This window comes from Arthrobacter sp. D1-17, from assembly GCF_054130535.1.
Genome location: NZ_CP096382.1, coordinates 811088 through 827452 on the forward strand (window position 1 = coordinate 811088; position 16365 = coordinate 827452).

15 protein-coding genes are annotated in these 16365 nt (G+C 63.7%); 5 read left to right on the forward strand and 10 right to left on the reverse strand.

Annotation, left to right across the window (positions count from 1 at the left end; all coding sequences use genetic code 11):
- The first annotated feature begins 291 nt into the window (after positions 1 to 291).
- Positions 292 to 1125 (forward strand): pyrroline-5-carboxylate reductase, encoded by an 834-nt coding sequence (proC, locus tag M1E01_RS03765; protein WP_457973769.1) that lies wholly within the window; start codon positions 292 to 294, stop codon positions 1123 to 1125.
- Between the two features lie 73 nt (positions 1126 to 1198).
- Here proC and M1E01_RS03770 read toward each other — a convergent pair whose 3' ends face one another.
- Together M1E01_RS03770 and M1E01_RS03775 are read right to left on the reverse strand one after the other, a co-directional pair.
- Positions 1199 to 1885 (reverse strand): potassium channel family protein, encoded by a 687-nt coding sequence (locus M1E01_RS03770; protein WP_457973770.1) that lies wholly within the window; start codon positions 1883 to 1885, stop codon positions 1199 to 1201.
- A complete protein-coding gene (locus M1E01_RS03775) occupies positions 1878 to 3311 on the reverse strand; it encodes a TrkH family potassium uptake protein (protein ID WP_457973771.1) in 1434 nt (477 codons plus the stop codon). Before M1E01_RS03775 ends, M1E01_RS03770 begins: the two co-directional genes overlap by 8 nt.
- Positions 3312 to 3429: 118 nt before the next feature.
- Here M1E01_RS03775 and M1E01_RS03780 point away from each other — a divergent pair, with 118 nt between their 5' ends.
- Both M1E01_RS03780 and M1E01_RS03785 read left to right on the forward strand, forming a co-directional pair.
- A complete protein-coding gene (locus M1E01_RS03780) occupies positions 3430 to 4641 on the forward strand; it encodes an acetoin utilization protein AcuC (protein ID WP_457973772.1) in 1212 nt (403 codons plus the stop codon).
- Positions 4642 to 4697: 56 nt separating this feature from the next.
- Positions 4698 to 5333: an ArsR/SmtB family transcription factor gene (locus M1E01_RS03785; protein ID WP_457973773.1), complete on the forward strand. Its 636-nt coding sequence runs from the start codon at positions 4698 to 4700 to the stop codon at positions 5331 to 5333.
- Between the two features lie 12 nt (positions 5334 to 5345).
- Here M1E01_RS03785 and M1E01_RS03790 read toward each other — a convergent pair whose 3' ends face one another.
- The 8 genes from M1E01_RS03790 to M1E01_RS03825 form a co-directional block, all read right to left on the reverse strand.
- On the reverse strand, positions 5346 to 6677 hold the full coding sequence (locus M1E01_RS03790; RefSeq protein WP_457973774.1) for an alpha-hydroxy acid oxidase: 1332 nt from the start codon (positions 6675 to 6677) through the stop codon (positions 5346 to 5348).
- A gap of 262 nt (positions 6678 to 6939) precedes the next feature.
- Positions 6940 to 7917 carry a sugar kinase gene (locus M1E01_RS03795; RefSeq protein ID WP_457973775.1) on the reverse strand — a complete coding sequence of 326 codons (978 nt, stop codon included), beginning with the start codon at positions 7915 to 7917 and terminating at the stop codon, positions 6940 to 6942.
- 147 nt (positions 7918 to 8064) lie between these two features.
- A complete protein-coding gene (gene eda, locus M1E01_RS03800) occupies positions 8065 to 8703 on the reverse strand; it encodes a bifunctional 4-hydroxy-2-oxoglutarate aldolase/2-dehydro-3-deoxy-phosphogluconate aldolase (protein ID WP_457973776.1) in 639 nt (212 codons plus the stop codon).
- An 18-nt stretch (positions 8704 to 8721) separates the two neighbouring features.
- Positions 8722 to 9561 (reverse strand): 5-dehydro-4-deoxy-D-glucuronate isomerase, encoded by an 840-nt coding sequence (gene kduI / locus M1E01_RS03805; RefSeq protein WP_457973777.1) that lies wholly within the window; start codon positions 9559 to 9561, stop codon positions 8722 to 8724.
- A gap of 44 nt (positions 9562 to 9605) precedes the next feature.
- Positions 9606 to 10370, reverse strand: coding sequence for a 2-dehydro-3-deoxy-D-gluconate 5-dehydrogenase KduD (gene kduD, locus M1E01_RS03810; RefSeq protein WP_457973778.1), 765 nt, complete (start codon positions 10368 to 10370; stop codon positions 9606 to 9608).
- A 92-nt stretch (positions 10371 to 10462) separates the two neighbouring features.
- Positions 10463 to 11623, reverse strand: a complete 1161-nt coding sequence (gene bglB / locus M1E01_RS03815) for a beta-galactosidase BglB (protein ID WP_457973779.1) — start codon at positions 11621 to 11623, stop codon at positions 10463 to 10465.
- Between the two features lie 63 nt (positions 11624 to 11686).
- Positions 11687 to 13072 (reverse strand): MFS transporter, encoded by a 1386-nt coding sequence (locus M1E01_RS03820; protein ID WP_309076494.1) that lies wholly within the window; start codon positions 13070 to 13072, stop codon positions 11687 to 11689.
- 495 nt (positions 13073 to 13567) lie between these two features.
- The gene (locus M1E01_RS03825) at positions 13568 to 14623 is read right to left on the reverse strand and encodes a LacI family DNA-binding transcriptional regulator (RefSeq protein WP_457973780.1); all 1056 of its coding nucleotides are present in this window, start codon (positions 14621 to 14623) and stop codon (positions 13568 to 13570) included.
- A 138-nt stretch (positions 14624 to 14761) separates the two neighbouring features.
- On the opposite strand from M1E01_RS03825, the gene M1E01_RS03830 reads away from it, so the two are divergent.
- Both M1E01_RS03830 and rhaI read left to right on the forward strand, forming a co-directional pair.
- Positions 14762 to 15157 (forward strand): L-rhamnose mutarotase, encoded by a 396-nt coding sequence (locus M1E01_RS03830; protein ID WP_457973781.1) that lies wholly within the window; start codon positions 14762 to 14764, stop codon positions 15155 to 15157.
- A gap of 29 nt (positions 15158 to 15186) precedes the next feature.
- Positions 15187 to 16365 (forward strand): L-rhamnose isomerase, encoded by a 1179-nt coding sequence (gene rhaI / locus M1E01_RS03835; protein WP_457973783.1) that lies wholly within the window; start codon positions 15187 to 15189, stop codon positions 16363 to 16365.

Consider the following 16365-nt stretch of genomic DNA (forward strand, 5'->3'; position numbering starts at 1 on the left):
GGGTTTGAAAAGCGAAGCTTAGAAGTGTGAAGCGCCGGTCGGTCGTGCAGAAGGAGCTGGGGGAACACTCCTGCAACCGGCCGGCGCCGCGCCGATCCGAAAGGATCAGCTCCATCACTCGCACCTTGTGAAGCACTAAGAACATTAGCCACTGACCATGGGAGTTCAGCGGGTATTCCCTGTACGAAAGCTGGGAAACCCTGCTCGAGCCGCAAAAAGAAAAGGCTCCTGTTTCAGGGCCAAGGGCTTAGCGGGCCTGCATGCCGGGCCGTGAACTGCAATGATGGAGCAATGACCAACCGAATTGCATTCCTTGGCTGTGGATCAATGAACGAGGCAATCATGAGCGGCCTCCTCGACGCCGGCACTGACCCCATGGACGTGGTGGCCACAGTGCGCCGGGCAGAGCGCGCCGCCGAGCTGGCCGAGCGCCATCATGGCATAACAGCCATCGCAGGTGTGGAGGAGCCCGACAACAACAAGCAGGCCGCGAAGGGGTCCAGCGTGGTCATCCTTGGAGTGAAGCCCGTGGGCATCACCGAGCTGGCGCGCGAAATCAGCGGTTCGATCGCCCCAGACACCATCGTCATCAGCGTGGCTGCAGCCGTTTCCATCGCCCAGCTGGAGGCCGCCCTGCCGGAGGGTCAGCCGGTAATCCGGACCATGCCAAATACTCCCGCGAAGCTGGGCCGCGGCGTCGTCTCCGTCTCCGCAGGCACGCACTGCTCGCCGGAGCAGCTCCAGCGGGCGAAGGACATTCTCGCAGCGGTGGGAACCGTCGTCGAGATCCCCGAAGAGCAGGTCGACGCCCTCGGCGCCATCAGCGGGTCAGGCCCGGCGTACGCGTTCTATCTCGCTGAAGCGATGGCTGCTGCCGGTGTCGAACTTGGCCTCGATGAGGAGCTTGCCCTTCTGCTCGCCCGCGAGACCGTGGCCGGCGCCGGACTCATGCTCGCCGAGCCCGGAGCCAACCCCACTGCCCTGCGCAAGGCAGTGACCAGCCCCAACGGCACCACCGAACGCGCGATCGCGACCTTTGATGATCGCGGCATGCCTGCGATCATCACCGCCGGAGCTCGCGCCGCCGCCGACCGGGCAGCAGAGTTGACCAAGCAGCTCGGCTGAGCCCCGCCCGCACCCTAACCTCCCCCAAGCCCGGACCGGGAAACCCGCGGGCGGAGGCCATCCGATGGCCGGGTTAGGGCCGGGCCGCGAAGCGCTCCAGCAGGTCCACGTGCCCCGACACAATCAGCATGTCGCGGGAAGACACCTTGGTCTCCGGGCGGGCGTAGGTAAAGTCCTCGCCCGGGGACTTCACTCCCACAATGGTCACGCCGTACTTGGAACGCACCTTTGATTCGTCCAGGGTGAAGCCCACAGTCTCACGCGGCGGGTACATCTTGACGATGGCGAAGTCGTCGTCGAACTCGATGAAGTCCAGCATGCGCCCGGACACCAGGTGGGCGGCCCGGACACCGGCGTCCGCTTCCGGATAGATGACATGGTTGGCGCCGATGCGGGTGAGAATTTTGCCGTGGGACGGGGTGATGGCCTTGACCCACAGGTGCTCGATGCCCAGGTCCACGAGGTTCACGGTGATCAGCACGGAAGATTCGATGGACGTGCCAACACCAACGACCGCGGAGCTGAACTCCTGCGCCCCGAGCTGGCGGAGAGCGTCGATGTTGGTGGCGTCCGCCTCAACGACGTGCGTGAGGGTGGCAGCCCATTTCTGCACGAGGCTCCGGTCCCGCTCGATGGCCAGCACTTCGCGTCCCTGCTTGACGAGCTGTTCAGCAGTCGCTGAACCGAAGCGACCCAGTCCGACCACCAGTACGGGAGCATTGTGGGCGGGGCGGTTTTGGGCGCTTGAGGAACTAGCCAATGATGGGCCTCTCTTCCGGATAGTGGTACAGCTGCCTGCGCTGGCGCAAGGCAAGGGCAGCGGCGAGGGTGACCGTGCCGACACGCCCCATAAACATGAGGGCTGTCAGCACGTACGCTCCGGCTGGTGCTACCTCGGCGCTGAGGTTGGTGCTTAAGCCACAAGTAGCGAAAGCTGAAATTGCTTCGAAGAGCACCCTGTCCAAAGACTCACCGCTTATGGACAGAAGGAGGAAGGACCCAACCGAGACCAGGGTAGCTCCCGCCACAATCACGGAAATAGCCACTCGCATGGCTCCCTCTGGAATGGTACGCCCGTGGACCTTCACATCTGCATCTCCACGCGCCTCGGCCGCAATGGCCAGGAACATGACGGCGATGGTGGTCACCTTGATGCCGCCGGCCGTTGATGCGGAACCGCCGCCGGCGAACATGAGGGCATCCGTCAACAGCATGGTGGTGGACTCCATCTGGTTCTGGTCGACCAGGTTGAAGCCTCCGGAACGGACCTGAACTGACGCAAAAAGTGAATGGAAGACCTTGTCACTGAAACTTAGGGTCCCAATGGTCCTGGCGTTGTCCCACTCCATGATGGCCCACAGCAGGGTGCCCGCAGCCAACAGGATGAGGGAGACCTCGATGGTCAGCTTGGTGTGCAGGTTCCATTTCTTCCAGTTCAGCCCGTTCTGCAGCAGGACCATGACTACCGGAAAGCCGAGACTGCCCAGGAAGACACCGACCATGATGGGAACGAGGATCCAGAGGTCGTTCTCAAACGGAAGGATGCCCTCGGCATGTGCGGTAAACCCTGCGTTGTTGAAAGCGGAGATGGCGTAAAACAAGCCGTGCCAGACGGCGCTCCAGAAGCTCTCACCCAATACGAGGAAACGCGGAATCAGGATCAGGGCCAAGACACCCTCAATCACTACGGAGGTAGTGATCACGATGCGGAGGAGAGTGCCTACTTCGCCGAGGCGTCCCGCAGTGTTCATTGACTGCGCTGCAATGATCTTCCCGCGAACTCCGAGCCGTTTACTCACCATCAGCGCCAGCAGAGACGCCAGCGTCAGAGTCCCGAGGCCACCCACAAAAATGCCTATGAGGATAATTAACTGGCCGAGGAAGGACCAATGAGTGGCAGTGGTGACAACGGTGAGCCCCGTGACGCAGACGGCAGAAACTGCGGTGAACATGGCCTGGTGGAGCGGAGTCGGTTCGCCACTGGCTGATGCTGCCGGCAGAGTGAGCAGCGCGGTGAAGACCAAGCAAACAGAGGCGAAGGCGGACAAGGCCAGGCGTGCAGGCGAGGTGTTGGCGATATCATCGACGAAGTCCCGGAGTCGGGTGAAAATCCCGAGGCCTTCACGCTCCGGCACGTTGGGATGCCAGCTCGCCGGGCTCTTTGACCTCGACTGGCTCTGCGTCATGGGTGGCTGTTTCCTCGGTCGTATCTGCTTCCTTCAGTAGTAAACCACTAAAATCCGCTCCTTGAACGGACAGCGCCTCAGGCTGAGAGGGCATGGCCGCTCAGGTAGCCTGTCAGGGATGACTCTCCTTCCCGGACACAGCCTTCCTGCATTGCCAACGACGGTGGTGTGGGATTCCGCCATGACCGCATACAACTTCGGTCCTGGGCACCCGATGGCGCCCCAGCGGCTGGACCTCACCGAGCGGTTGGCCCGCAGCCTGGGTCTGCTGGACCTGGGGCACGTCACCGTAGCGGCGCCCGAAGTCGCGGGCGACGACGAGCTGACTTCCGTCCACAGCCCCGAGTTCGTGGCGGCCGTCCGCCGGGTCAGTGAAGATCCGCTGGTCCCTGACGAAGCCCACGGACTGGGCACAGAGGACGACCCTGCCTTCGAGGGCATGCATGAGGCGGCCGCCCGCCTTGCCGGCGGCTCCCTGCTCGCGGCGAACTCCATCCTGGACGGCTCCGCCCTGCGGGCCGTGAACTTCGGCGGCGGCCTGCATCATGCCTCGCGGGACCGTGCCAGCGGCTTCTGCATCTACAACGATGCAGCGCTGGGAATTCAGAGGCTCCTCGACGGCGGTGTGCAGCGTGTGGCATATGTCGACGTCGACGCGCATCACGGTGACGGGACACAGAGCATTTTCTGGAACGACCCCCGGGTGCTCACCATCTCGCTGCATGAGAGCGGATTGACACTGTTTCCCGGCAGCGGATTCGCCAACGAGACCGGCGGTCCGGATGCCCCGGGCAGCGCCGTCAACGTCGCATTGCCCGCCGGTACGGGCGACGCCGGCTGGCTGCGTGCCTTCCACGCCGTGGTCCCGCAGTTGGTAGGCGCGTTCGAACCGGAGGTGATCGTGAGCCAGCACGGCTGCGACTCCCACCGGCAGGATCCGCTGACCCACCTCAACGTCAGCGTGGACGGCCAACGCGAGGCTGCCACCGCCGTCGGGAATCTCGCCGCCCGTCACTGTGACAACCGATGGATTGCGACGGGGGGCGGGGGGTACCACATCACGGGGGTGGTGCCGCGGGCATGGAGCCACCTTATTGCCATCGCGGCCGGCCGGCCCGTGCCCCTGCGCACTCCTGTCCCCGAGGCGTGGCGGGCCCACGTGCACGAGCGCTACGGCGTGGCTGCGCCAGCACTCATGGGCGACGGCGCTGATGTCTGGTGGCGCTCGTGGGAGGTCGGCTTCGACCCCAACGACGCCGTCGACCGGACAGTGATGGCCACACGCAAGGAAGTCTTTCCGGTGTACGGCCTCGACCCCTGGTTCGATTGATGCGGGCCGCGAAATAGTAGATGCCATTTGGCGTATATGTCGCTAGGGTTGGTGCCATGGTGACAGACGACGTATTCGCCGTCATTGCTGAGGCAACGCGGCGTGACATTCTCGTGTCCCTCCAAAAGGGGGACAAAGCGGTGGGGGAGCTGGTCGAGGAGCTCGCCGCCAGTCAGCCCACCATCTCAAAGCACCTGAAGGTGCTCCGTGAAGCCGACCTCGTGAGCATGCGCGCGCAGGGACAGAAGCGCTACTACGCGCTGAACACCAAGCCGCTGGAAGGTGTCGCCAGCTGGCTGGGGACGTTCGACGTCGGAGGTTCGGCTGCCGCTGCCTCGCCGGACTCGTCCGAGATGCCCGCTGGCGACGAGCAGCAGCGAACCGATGCGCGGCACCAGGTGGGAACACCTGCCCGCGCCGGGGCTGCTGCGTCGGGGACGGCGGCCTCCCGCGCCGCTGGGACGGGACTGCCGGAAGCGTTTGCCGCTGCCGGCTCTGCGGGCCCAGGTGACACCGGGCGTTCCATCGGCGGGGAGCTGAGTCCCGCCGTCGTGGTTCCCGGCGGGCAAGTTTCAGGAAACCCGGCGCAGGACGGCACTGTTCCCCAGCAGATCGGCCGCACAGTGGGGCGCGGCGCGAAGAAAGCGGCCGACCTGCTGGCCAATCTGCCAAAGTTCGGCCGCAAGAAGTAGGCCTGCGAGCGGCTACTTCTTGAGGATCCGCACGTGGTCCGGCGTCAGCTCGGAGAGCTTGCTCACGCCTAGCAGCGCCATGGTCCGCGCCATGTCCTTCTCGAGGATCTGCAGGGCCCTGTCCACGCCGGCGCGGCCACCGGCCATGAGTCCGTAGAGGTAGGCCCTGCCGATCAGGGTGAAGTCCGCGCCAAGAGCCAGGGCAGCGATAATGTCTGCCCCGCTCATGATGCCGGTGTCCAGCATGATGGCGGCATCGGTGTTGTCAGCCTGGAACGCCTGCTTTACCTCCGGGAGCAGGTGGAACGGGATTGGCGCGCGGTCCAGCTGGCGTCCGCCGTGGTTGGAGAGGACCACTCCGTCGGCGCCGTGGTCCACCACCTTGCGGGCGTCCTCCACGGTCTGGATTCCCTTGACCACGAGCTTGCCCTGCCAGGTCTCGCGGAGCCAGTCGAGGTCCTCGAAAGTCAGGGTGGGATCGAACATGGAGTTGATCAGGTCCGCCACCGTGCCGGTGTAGCGGGAGAGCGACGCGAAGGTCAGCGGCTCATGGGTAAGGAAGTTGAACCACCAGGCAGGCCGGTATGAGGCGTCCAGGACGGTCTTCAGCGTCAGTGCCGGCGGGATGGTCATGCCGTTCCGCACGTCGCGGAGGCGGGCGCCGGCCACGGCGGTGTCCACGGTGACCATGAGGGTGTCATTGCCGGCCCTCGCAGCCCGCTCAATCAGCTCCAGGGAGCGCTCCCGGTCGGTCCACAGGTAGAGCTGGAACCAGTTCCGGCCGTGGGGTGCAGCCTCGGCAACATCCTCGATGGACGCGGTGCCCATAGTGGAGAGCGTGTAGGGGATTCCGGCCGCTTCAGCGGCCTGGGAGCCGGCGTATTCGCCCTCGGACTGCATCATGCGGGTGAAGCCAGTGGGCGCGATGCCGACCGGAAGCCGGGACGGCTTGCCCAGAATGTCCGTGCCCAGGTCCACGCTGGAAACATTGCGAAGGATGCCGGGCCGGAACTCGATGTCCAGGAAGGCTTCACGGGCGCGCCGCAGGGTAATCTCAGACTCCGCCGCGCCGTCCGTGTAGTCAAACGGTGCCTGCGGCGTCCGGCGCTTAGCCATGTCCCGCAACTCCCAAATGGTGCTGGCACGCTGCAGCTTGGCGGCCCGGCTGAACTCAGGCTTCTTGAACTGCATCAGGGGGGCCAGGTCGGAGTATTTGGGAATCCGGCGCTTCAGCGCCGACGGCACCCCGGAGGTTGCTGGAGTACGGGGCTCGCGGCCGGCCGGGGCGGCGTCCTCGGGCGTGGTGGGTACCTCTGGGTTGGTCGACTCGATAGTTTGCGTCATTGCTGCCTCCGATTCCGAATCATGTGGTTGCCCACAGTCTAGTGTATGTGGTCGGACCACACTAACCATGATGGGTTTGTCTGTGCGCATCCGGACTGCAACGCCACCGCCCCCGCCTGCGTTGCAGGCACCGGGGGATTCTGGAGGGCATCCGGAAGGGCGACGGCGGCCGCCCGGCAGAGCTGGTTGAAGCCGGGGCATCGAAGCGCTGAACCAAGCCTGGGTAGGGCTTCCTGGTCTCAGGACGAGGATGCGGATGTTTTTAACGGGAGACTGGATCGCTGGGGTCCAGCAGGTGCAGTTCTGCTCTGCGCGGCATCCCTTCCCAGTCACCTGGGACCAGGCAAGCGAAGGCGCCGACCTGGGTAGCGGTCAGGAGCCGATCGTCGATCTCCGATTCACGGAGCATCTCGGAGAGGTAGCCGCCGACGAAAGCGTCTCCGGCCCCGACCGTGTCCACCACGCGTACGGGCACCGCTTCCCTGGAGTATTCCTTGCCGTCGATCAGTGCCAGGCACCCCTGCGCGCCGCGTTTGAGAATGACTTGGGTGGGCCCAAGCGCGGCGATGCGTCGGGCCAGTTCCCGAGGTTCGGGAGCAGGCCCGACAGCGATCGCGGCTTCGTCGTCGCCGGCGAAGACGATGTCTGCTTTGGCGATGATCTGCCGGAATAGATGCCCTGCGTCCTCTTCGGACCACAGTGCCGCACGGTAGTTGAGATCGAACGACACCAGTACCCCGGCGGCCCTGGCACAGTCGATGGCTTGCCGTGTCGCGTCGGCCGCCGAGCTTGAGAGTGCGGGGGTTATCCCTGTGACGTGGAGCAGTCGTGAGCGCGCTATGAGGTCTGAGGGGATATCGTCTGGGTGCAGACGGGACCCCGCACTGGCTGAGCGGTAGTACCAGACCTTGACGGCGTCGGCGGTGCGGCGTTCTTTGACCATCAAACCAGTGGGCGCAGCAGAATCGCGAATAGGGGCGACGGTAATCCCTTCTGCCCTCAGTTCGCGTACGACCAGATCTCCCAGGCTATCGGCCCCGACGCGTCCAAGCCAGGTGACGGAAGTGCCGAGGCGCTGCAGAGCCACGGCCACGTTGCTCTCTGCCCCTCCGATTCCCAAACTCAAACCGGGGACGTGTGACAGGGGGCCCGGCGTGTCGGCTTTGAACAAGGCCATGGTCTCCCCGAAGGTGACAACGTCGGTGGTCTGGCTCTGTCCAGCGCCGAGTGTGGTGTTCATGCTGACCCCTTCATTGCCCTGGCTTCGGTCCCCGTCGGGGCACTGACTCGTCTGACTAACATGGTGGCTCCTCAAGGTAGGGAACGGTCCCCGGAGGGAATTGTGGCGTTGTGCTGGGCCGGCGCCCGCCAAGGCGGACCCCGGCTGTCAGGCGGATGCGCCCTGTCTAGCCGCAGCCACGGCCTCCGCGGCGAGTCTGGTGATCTGCGCAAAGTCACCGGCTCGTAACAGATCCTTGGACACCATCCACGAGCCTCCCACTGCCACCACAGCGGGAATCGCGAGGTACTCATGAAGGTTCTTAGGGCCGATGCCACCCGTGGGGACGAAGCGAACACCGCCAAACGGCGCGGCGAGCGCGGAGATCGCCGCGGCGCCGCCGGATGTGCCCGCCGGGAAAAACTTGACTGTGCTCAAACCCAACTCCAGCGCCGCCTGGATTTCGGTGGCGGTCACGGCCCCAGGCAGCACGGGCACGCCGTGCTCCTGGCACCGCTCCACCACGGCCCGGCTCAGGCCGGGTGAAACGATGTAGGAAGCGCCAGCGTTGACCGCCTGGTCGACCTGCTGGCCGGTCAGCACCGTACCCGCTCCCACGAGCATGTCCCCGTGATCAGCCATGATACGGATGGCCTCAACGGCCGCGGCGGTCCGGAAGGTCACCTCCGCGACGGGAAGATTCCCAGCCACAAGGGCTGCGGCCAGAGGCTTGGCATGGGCAGCCTCGTCGAGCACGACGACGGGTACGAGGCGCGATGCGCAGAGGGTGGAGAGTGTGTCGCTCATCGGGTTCCTTCGGATGGTTCAGCGCAGCGAGGTGACGGGAGCGGGGTCCATGTCGTCAAAGGACTGGTTCTCCCCGGCCATAGCCCAGACGAAGGAGTAGGAGGCGGTGCCGACGCCGGAGTGCAACGACCAGGACGGTGAAATGACCGCCTGCCGGTCGGCGACCACAAGGTGGCGTGTCTCAGCCGGCTGCCCCATCAGGTGGATAACCCGGGCGTCGTCCGGCACGCCGAAGTACAGGTAGCATTCAGTGCGGCGGTCGTGAAGGTGGGCCGGCATAGTGTTCCACATTGATCCTGGGTGCAGCTCGGTCACGCCCATGACGATCTGGCAGGACTGCACCCCCTTCTCATGAATGTACTGATTCAGGGTCCGCCGGTTGCTGGTGAGTTGATCACCCAGCTCGCGCACCGTGCCTTCCCCTTTGAGCACCAGCTGGGTTTCGTAGGTAGTGTGCGCAGGGGCGCTAAACAGGTAGAACTGTGCCCCTCCGGTTTCCTCGGCGGCAGGGGCATCGGAGAAGATGATGTTCCGGGTGCCGCGGCCGATGTAGAGGCACGCCCCGTTGGGCAGAGTGTAGGTCTCGCCGTCCGCGGTGACCGTACCGGTGCCACCTATGTTGATGATCCCGACCTCGCGGTTGGCCAGGAAATACTCCGCGCGTAGTTCGTCGAATGCCGGCAGTGGAAGCTGTTTGCCCGCGGGAACGGCGCCGCCGAGAACAATCCGGTCGTGGTGCGTATAGACGACATTCACCTCGCCGGGGACGAACAGATCCTCGACCAGGAACCTCTCTCGCAGCTCTTTTGTGTCAAACGTCGGGAGCTGGTCCGGGCTGGTTGCGTAGCGCTGTTGCATATTGATTTCTCCAAGTTATAGGGGTGATGTCTCTGTAGCGGCGGTCAGCGTACGAGCCAGCCGCCGTCGACCGGAATGATCGCGCCGTTTACGTAGTCGGATGCGGGCGAGGCGAGAAATACGAACGAACCCTGCAAGTCGGCAGGAGTTCCCCACCGTGCCGCGGGGATGCGGTCCAGAATCGCCTTCTGGCGCGCCTCATCTGAACGGATTGCCTCAGTGTTGTCAGTGGCCATGTATCCCGGGGCGATCGCGTTGACGTTCACTCCATGGGCAGCCAGCTCATTCGCAAACGACTTTGTGAGTCCCGCCACCGCATGCTTGCTGGCAGCGTACCCGGGCACCAGGATGCCGCCCTGGAAAGACAACATCGAGGCGACGTTGATGATCTTTCCCCCGCCTTGGGCCACGTAGCGCTTTGCAGCGGCCTGCGACAGGTGGAACACAGCGTCCAGGTTGGTCGCCAGCACGTCGTCCCAGTCCGAGGAGGGGTGCTCCAGCAGCGGTGCCCGCCGAATTATCCCGGCATTATTCACCAATATGTCGATCCGCCCCAGCGCCTCCACCACAGACTGGACAGACTCGTCCAGCTCCTGAGGGGTTGCCAACCCCAGGTCCTGCTCAATCACATGGACCTTGCGTCCGAGGGCGTGGACTTTCTCGGCTGTTTCCTCGGCCCCGGCCCGGTTCAGCAGTGCAACGTCGGCTCCGGCCTCCGCCAGCGCCACTGCAGCGCCCTGCCCCAGGCCACGGGATGAACCCGTCACCAGGGCAATTTTCCCGTCCAGTCGGAACGAATCGAGAACCATCAGTTTCCCTCCATAGCTAAATCGTTGTCTTGCCGTCCCAGCGGACGGTCACTCAAGGAGCCGTATCCAGGCGTTGGCCGCCCGGCGGCGACTCAGTAGTAGGTCCGCAAATACTCAGCGAGGCACAGGATTGCCATCGCCTGACCGTAAGGCATCGACGTGCGCGGGATGTCGCGATAAAAGTCCAGGTCAGAACCCATACCGGTGCCGAACGATACTTGCTGCAGCTCGCCGTCTGCCGAGATATTTGAGATGACAGCCCTGATTGCCTTCTCCGCCACGGCAGCGTACTTGCGGTCGAGGTAGCCTTTGCGCACTGCCTTGAGGATTCCATAGGCGAATCCGGCAGTCGCCGACGCTTCAAGGTACGAGGAAGGGTCATCCAGAAGCGTGTGCCACATTCCTGAGGCATCCTGCAATTCAGCAAGGGCCGCGACCTGGGCGTCAAGGACCTCAATCAGAAACCGGCGCACCGGGTCGGACTCGGGCAGGTCCACCAGTTCCAGGAAGTCTGGGATCACCATGGTCAGCCACGAGTTCCCACGGGCCCAGCGGGCCTTAGCAAAGTTGTGGTTGCCGTCAAACGACCAGCCATGGAACCACAGCCCTGTCTCCCGGTCCATGAGGTACGCCACATGGGTGAGGAACTGGAAGGTTGCCTCGCTGACATACTGCGGCCGGCCTAGCAGCAGGCCGATCTTGGTCAACGGCAGGACGGTCATCATGAGGGTGTCGTCCCACAGCTGGTGATGGTTCTCCTCGGCCAACGTGATGTGCTGCATGCCGCCGTGAGGTGTCCGCGGCATCTCACGCATAGCCCACTCGCCCCAAGAGTCGAGCCACGGCAGGAGCGCGCGGTCGCCCGTCTCCTCGTACCGGCAGGCAAGTGTCAGGAACGGTGCCATTGTGTTGACGTTTTTCGTGGTGCCCTCGGCCAGCCGTGCAGTGAACCAGGAGTCAATGATGTCCCGCACCGTCGTTTCACCGGTCTGGTCGTAGTACTGCCACATCCCGTACAGGCCGACGCCGTGAGTCCACTCCCAGCCGGCCCAGCCTTTAGTATCAATCACTCGGCCGTCGTCGAGGCGAAGGAGGAACGCTCCTGTCTCGTCCGTGATATTGACCAGATTATCCGTCAAGAGGTGGACCATTCTCTGGAGCTCCACCCGGGAGATGAACCTCTCCGGCGCCCGCAGTAGCGGGCTGTGCTTGACTGCCCACACTGCCTGTGGCTCTTTCTTCGTTTCAGTCATTACTGCTTCCAGACTCTTGTTCCGTCGTTGCCGTGCCTCGCTGAAGGCGGATGAGGGCTGAGCTCACGCGTGTGCATTCTTAAGTGGCTGCGAATCAGCCTTGTGCCCTTCGAGGTCCTCGAGCGACTTGCCTTTAGTGTCGGGAGACAGGAAGGTAGCGAGCGCCGCGACCAGGCAAATGCTGAACGTGGTCAGCCCGATGACCATCGGCACGTTCGTCGATCCGGGGGGAGCGATTGCCGTGAAGATGCTCGGGAAGAACGACGCGATCATGAGGCCGACGTTCTGTGACACGGCGAATCCAGTTACTCGGATCCGCATAGGGAACTGCTCCTGGAAGAACGTGGCGAATGTCGCGTTCCACATCTGGAAGAAGATCCCCTGCACGACCACGACGCACACGAAGACCAGAACCAGGCTTCTCTGGTCGATCGCCCACAGGTATCCGCCCGCCAGCAGGCCGCCGCCGATTCCGCCAGCCACCATAAGAGCCCGGCGGCCGATCCTGTCGGAGAGCGCGCCGAATACCGGGATCGTCACTACCGCAGTCAAATTAGCCACGAGGGTTACCCAGAGGAACTCGCTGCTTGAGTAGCCGATGCCGTAGCCCTTTTGCGTGGCGTAGGAGACGCCGAAGATGAGGGTTGCCATGCCTATCACGTTGGTGAATGTCATGATGACGCACCGGACCAGGCCCCAGGGGTGGGTGCGCAGGAGGTCGATGAGCGGGAACCGCCGCTTCGCCTTGCCTTTTTCGGCCTGTGCCAGGTACGCCGGGGGCTCCTGCACCCGACGCCGAATGATGTATCCGGCAAGGATCACGAAGGCGCTGAGCAGGAAGGGGATGCGCCAGCCCCAGGTCTCGAATTGGTCCTTCGGGAGCAGGGCGGAGAGCGGGAGCAGGACAGCGGTGGCCAGGATTGAGCCGACCTGCGTGCCCTGAAGGCTGAAGCTCGCGAAGAAGCCGCGCCTGGCATCGGGAGAGTGCTCCACAATCATCGCGCTGGCACCGCCGAGCTCGCCTGCGACCGCGAACCCCTGGATCAGGCGGAGGATTACCAAAAGGACGGGCGCGAGGATGCCGACCTGTCCGTACGTGGGCAAGAGTCCGACCGCGAAGGTCGCGAAACCCATCAGCAGCATCGCGAAGACGAGCACCTGCTTGCGGCCATGTCTGTCGCCGTAAGCGCCCAGGACGACAGCGCCGATCGGACGAGAGACATAGCCCACCGCGTAGGTCGCGAGCGAGGCGATGATCGCGACGGTCGAGTTCTCGGACGGGAAGAAGATGGAGGGGAAGATAAGTGCCGCGGCCAGCGAGTACAACGCGAAGTCGTAGTACTCAAGAGCACTTCCGATCCAGCCGCTCATTGCGGCCTTTTTCGGGTCCCTCCGGCCGATGCTGGCTTCGAGGTCGGGGAGGTTATCCCCGGAGGATTTGATGTTCATTCGCTGATTTCCTTCGTCATCATTGGCAAGGAACCGGAAACGTTCCACTCCGACTGGTTCTCCATGATCGTGACTTTTTGGTGGAAAACCCGGTGGAAGAAGCCCAAGAGGCCCGGTCTTTTGAATCGATTCATCAATCGTATGCGGTGACGTACATTACGTCAACGCATCCATCAAAAACCGCATAAGGGAGCAGGCGGGACACCTTTCACGCGGTGCTGCTGTGAGCATGGTCATCCGCCAAACTCGGGGAGGAGGGTTGTCTGCCTGAGGGCTTTGTTGGGCTTTCCTGAGGCTGTTGCCTCGACGCCACAGGCCCCTGCTGCGCGCCTGGCCTCGTCTCCCTTGGGGCCGGTCATGGGCTGGATGTGCCATGGCGGCGGGCTACCGCTCCGAATGACTCCGCAATGAAATCCGCAATAAAAGATGCCCGCTGCTCCTCAGCCAGTGGCTACCGCATATGCCTGCCTGGCCACGAACGTTTATCGAGGCAGGCTATTTGCGAGCCAGTCCGCGGTCCATTGCCGGGGACGGCGCGGCACTGCCTGCGGTACTTTGCCTGACGACCAATTCCGGCTCAAACACAACCGCTCGGTGGCGCGGATGCTGCGCGTCCAGTTCCTCCGACAGCAGTTCAATGGCTGTTCTGCCGATAGTCTCGGTGGGCTGTCTGATGGAGGAGAGTGGTACGACGGCCGATACGGCAAAGTCGATGTCGTCGTAGCCGATCAGGGCAATATCGTTGGGGATCCGCACGTTATTCAACATGGTTAGCGATTGCATGACGCCCAGCGCCAGGAGGTCATTGGCGCAGAAGATGGCGTCCGGCATGTCGCCGGTGCGCCGCGCCACCACGCTGTTTCCCGCTGCGCGTCCAGCAAGGACCGACTGGCCACCCGAGTCGAGAACTTCCAGTGCCGCCCCCTGTACTTCGGCGACAGCGCGGCGGGCGCCGGCGAGGCGGTCCTGGACCTGGCTGATGGAGAGCGGCCCGCCCACGAAAGCGAGCTTCCGGCGCCCCAGGTCGAGGAGGTGGCGGGCGGCGAGGTAGCCGCCGGCGTCATCATCTACCGACACAGAGCTGAAGCGGTTTTCATCAGCGAGGCGGTCCACCAGGACAGTGGGGATGCCGCGTTGCCGCAGTGCCTCCAGCCTGTCTGCCACATCTCCCACAGGGGACAGGAGCAACCCCTGGACGCGCTGTTCCTGGAACAGGTCGATGTAGTGCGATTCACGGGTTGCATCGTGGCCGCTGTCGCCGAGCAGGACCGCGCTGCCGTTCACCGCCGCGGCGTCCTCGGCGGCCCGGACCAGGGCGGTGAAGAACGGGTTGCCGACATCTAGAACTACGACGCCGATGGTGCGGCTGTGCCCGGCCCGCAGCTGCCGTGCTGCATCGTTGCGGATGAAGCCGAGTTCATCGATGGCCTTCAGCACCCTGTTTCTCGTGCGTTCTGAGACTCGGTCGGGGTTGTTGAGGACGTTGGATACCGTTCCTACTGCGACCTGTGCGTGGTTGGCGACGTCCTTGATGCTGGTTGGCCGGGACATGTGCTGGTCCTCCGAAAGATCGTTTGCTCGGGTGCAAAGCTTGACACCCTTCCGAACTCCAGAGTACTTTGAATCGTAGCAATGAAACGATTCAATCTCCTTCCATGCATTTTCCGCCCACCTACGCAGGAGCTCGAAATGAGAGTTTGCTTCCGGTCCTCCGTCCAGCCCGAGTTGCTGGAGGAGTACATTCGGCGCCACGCCGCGGTCTGGCCGGAAATGCTCGCTGCCCTGAAGGAAGCCGGCTGGAACAACTACTCGCTGTACCTGGACAACGACGGACTTTTGATCGGCTACCTCGAATGCGACGATTTTGACGCCGTGCGGGCCCGGATGGCTCTCACGGGCGTCAACACCCGCTGGCAGGCGGAAATGGGCGCGCTCTTCCACAACAGTGAGGTTCCCCCTGACGAAGGCTTCCGGGTCCTCGACGAGGTCTTCAACCTCGGCGAGCAGCTGGCCGCGGCAACAGAGACAAAGCACCAAACGCTGCCGACACTGTCACCGGCAAGCTCTGACACCGCCAAACTCTGAGACCGTGAAACTCTGACGAAAGAAAAATCATGAACAACACAGCATCGGCGCTGAGCCGGCTTTCGGAGCTGGCCATTGAGGTTCCCTCGTGGGCTTACGGCAATTCGGGCACCAGGTTTAGGGTGTTTGGCACGCCCGGGACCCCCCGCACTGTCCAGGAAAAGCTGGCGGACGCGGCTAAGGTCCATGAGCTTACGGGCCTGGCGCCAACGGTGGCGCTGCACATCCCGTGGGACAAGGTTGACGATTACGCTGCGCTGAAGGAGTACGCGGCCGGCCTGGGTGTCGGCTTGGGCACGATCAACTCGAACACCTTCCAGGACGATGAGTACAAGTTTGGCTCGCTGACCTCTTCTAATGAGAGCGTGCGGCGCCGGGCGGTAGACCATCACTTTGAGTGCATCGACATCATGCACCAGACCGGATCCAGGGATCTGAAAATCTGGCTCGCGGACGGTACCAACTATCCGGGCCAGGACGACATGCGCGGACGCCAGGACCGGCTGGCCGAGTCCCTGCAGGAGATCTACGCGCGCCTGGGCGAGGACCAGCGCCTGGTGCTGGAGTACAAATTCTTCGAGCCGGCGTTCTATCACACGGACGTTCCGGACTGGGGCACGTCCTACGCGCAGACCCTGGCCCTGGGCGAGAAGGCCTTTGTCTGCCTGGACACCGGCCACCACGCGCCGGGCACCAACATCGAGTTCATCGTGATGCAGCTGCTGCGCCTCGGCAAGCTCGGCTCTTTCGACTTCAATTCGCGCTTCTACGCGGATGATGACCTGATCGTGGGGGCCGCGGACCCGTTCCAGCTGTTCCGCATCATGCACGAAGTCATCCGCGGCGGCGGCTTTGGCAAGTCCTCCGGTAAAGAGTCAGGCGTGGCGCTCATGCTGGACCAGTGCCACAACCTGGAGGAGAAGATCCCGGCGCAGATCCGCTCGGTGCTGAACGTCCAGGAGATGACTGCCCGCGCCCTGCTCGTGGACACCGCAGCCCTGGCCGAAGCCCAGCGCACCGGCGACGTTCTGGCAGCGAACGGCATTTTCAACGACGCCTTCTACACAGATGTCCGGCCCGCGCTGGCAGAGTGGCGTGAATCCCGCGGCCTGCCCGCGGACCCGCTGGCAGCCTACAAGGCCAGCGGCTACCAGAAACAGATCAACGAGGACCGCGTGGGCGGTCACCAGGCCGGATGGGGCGCGTAA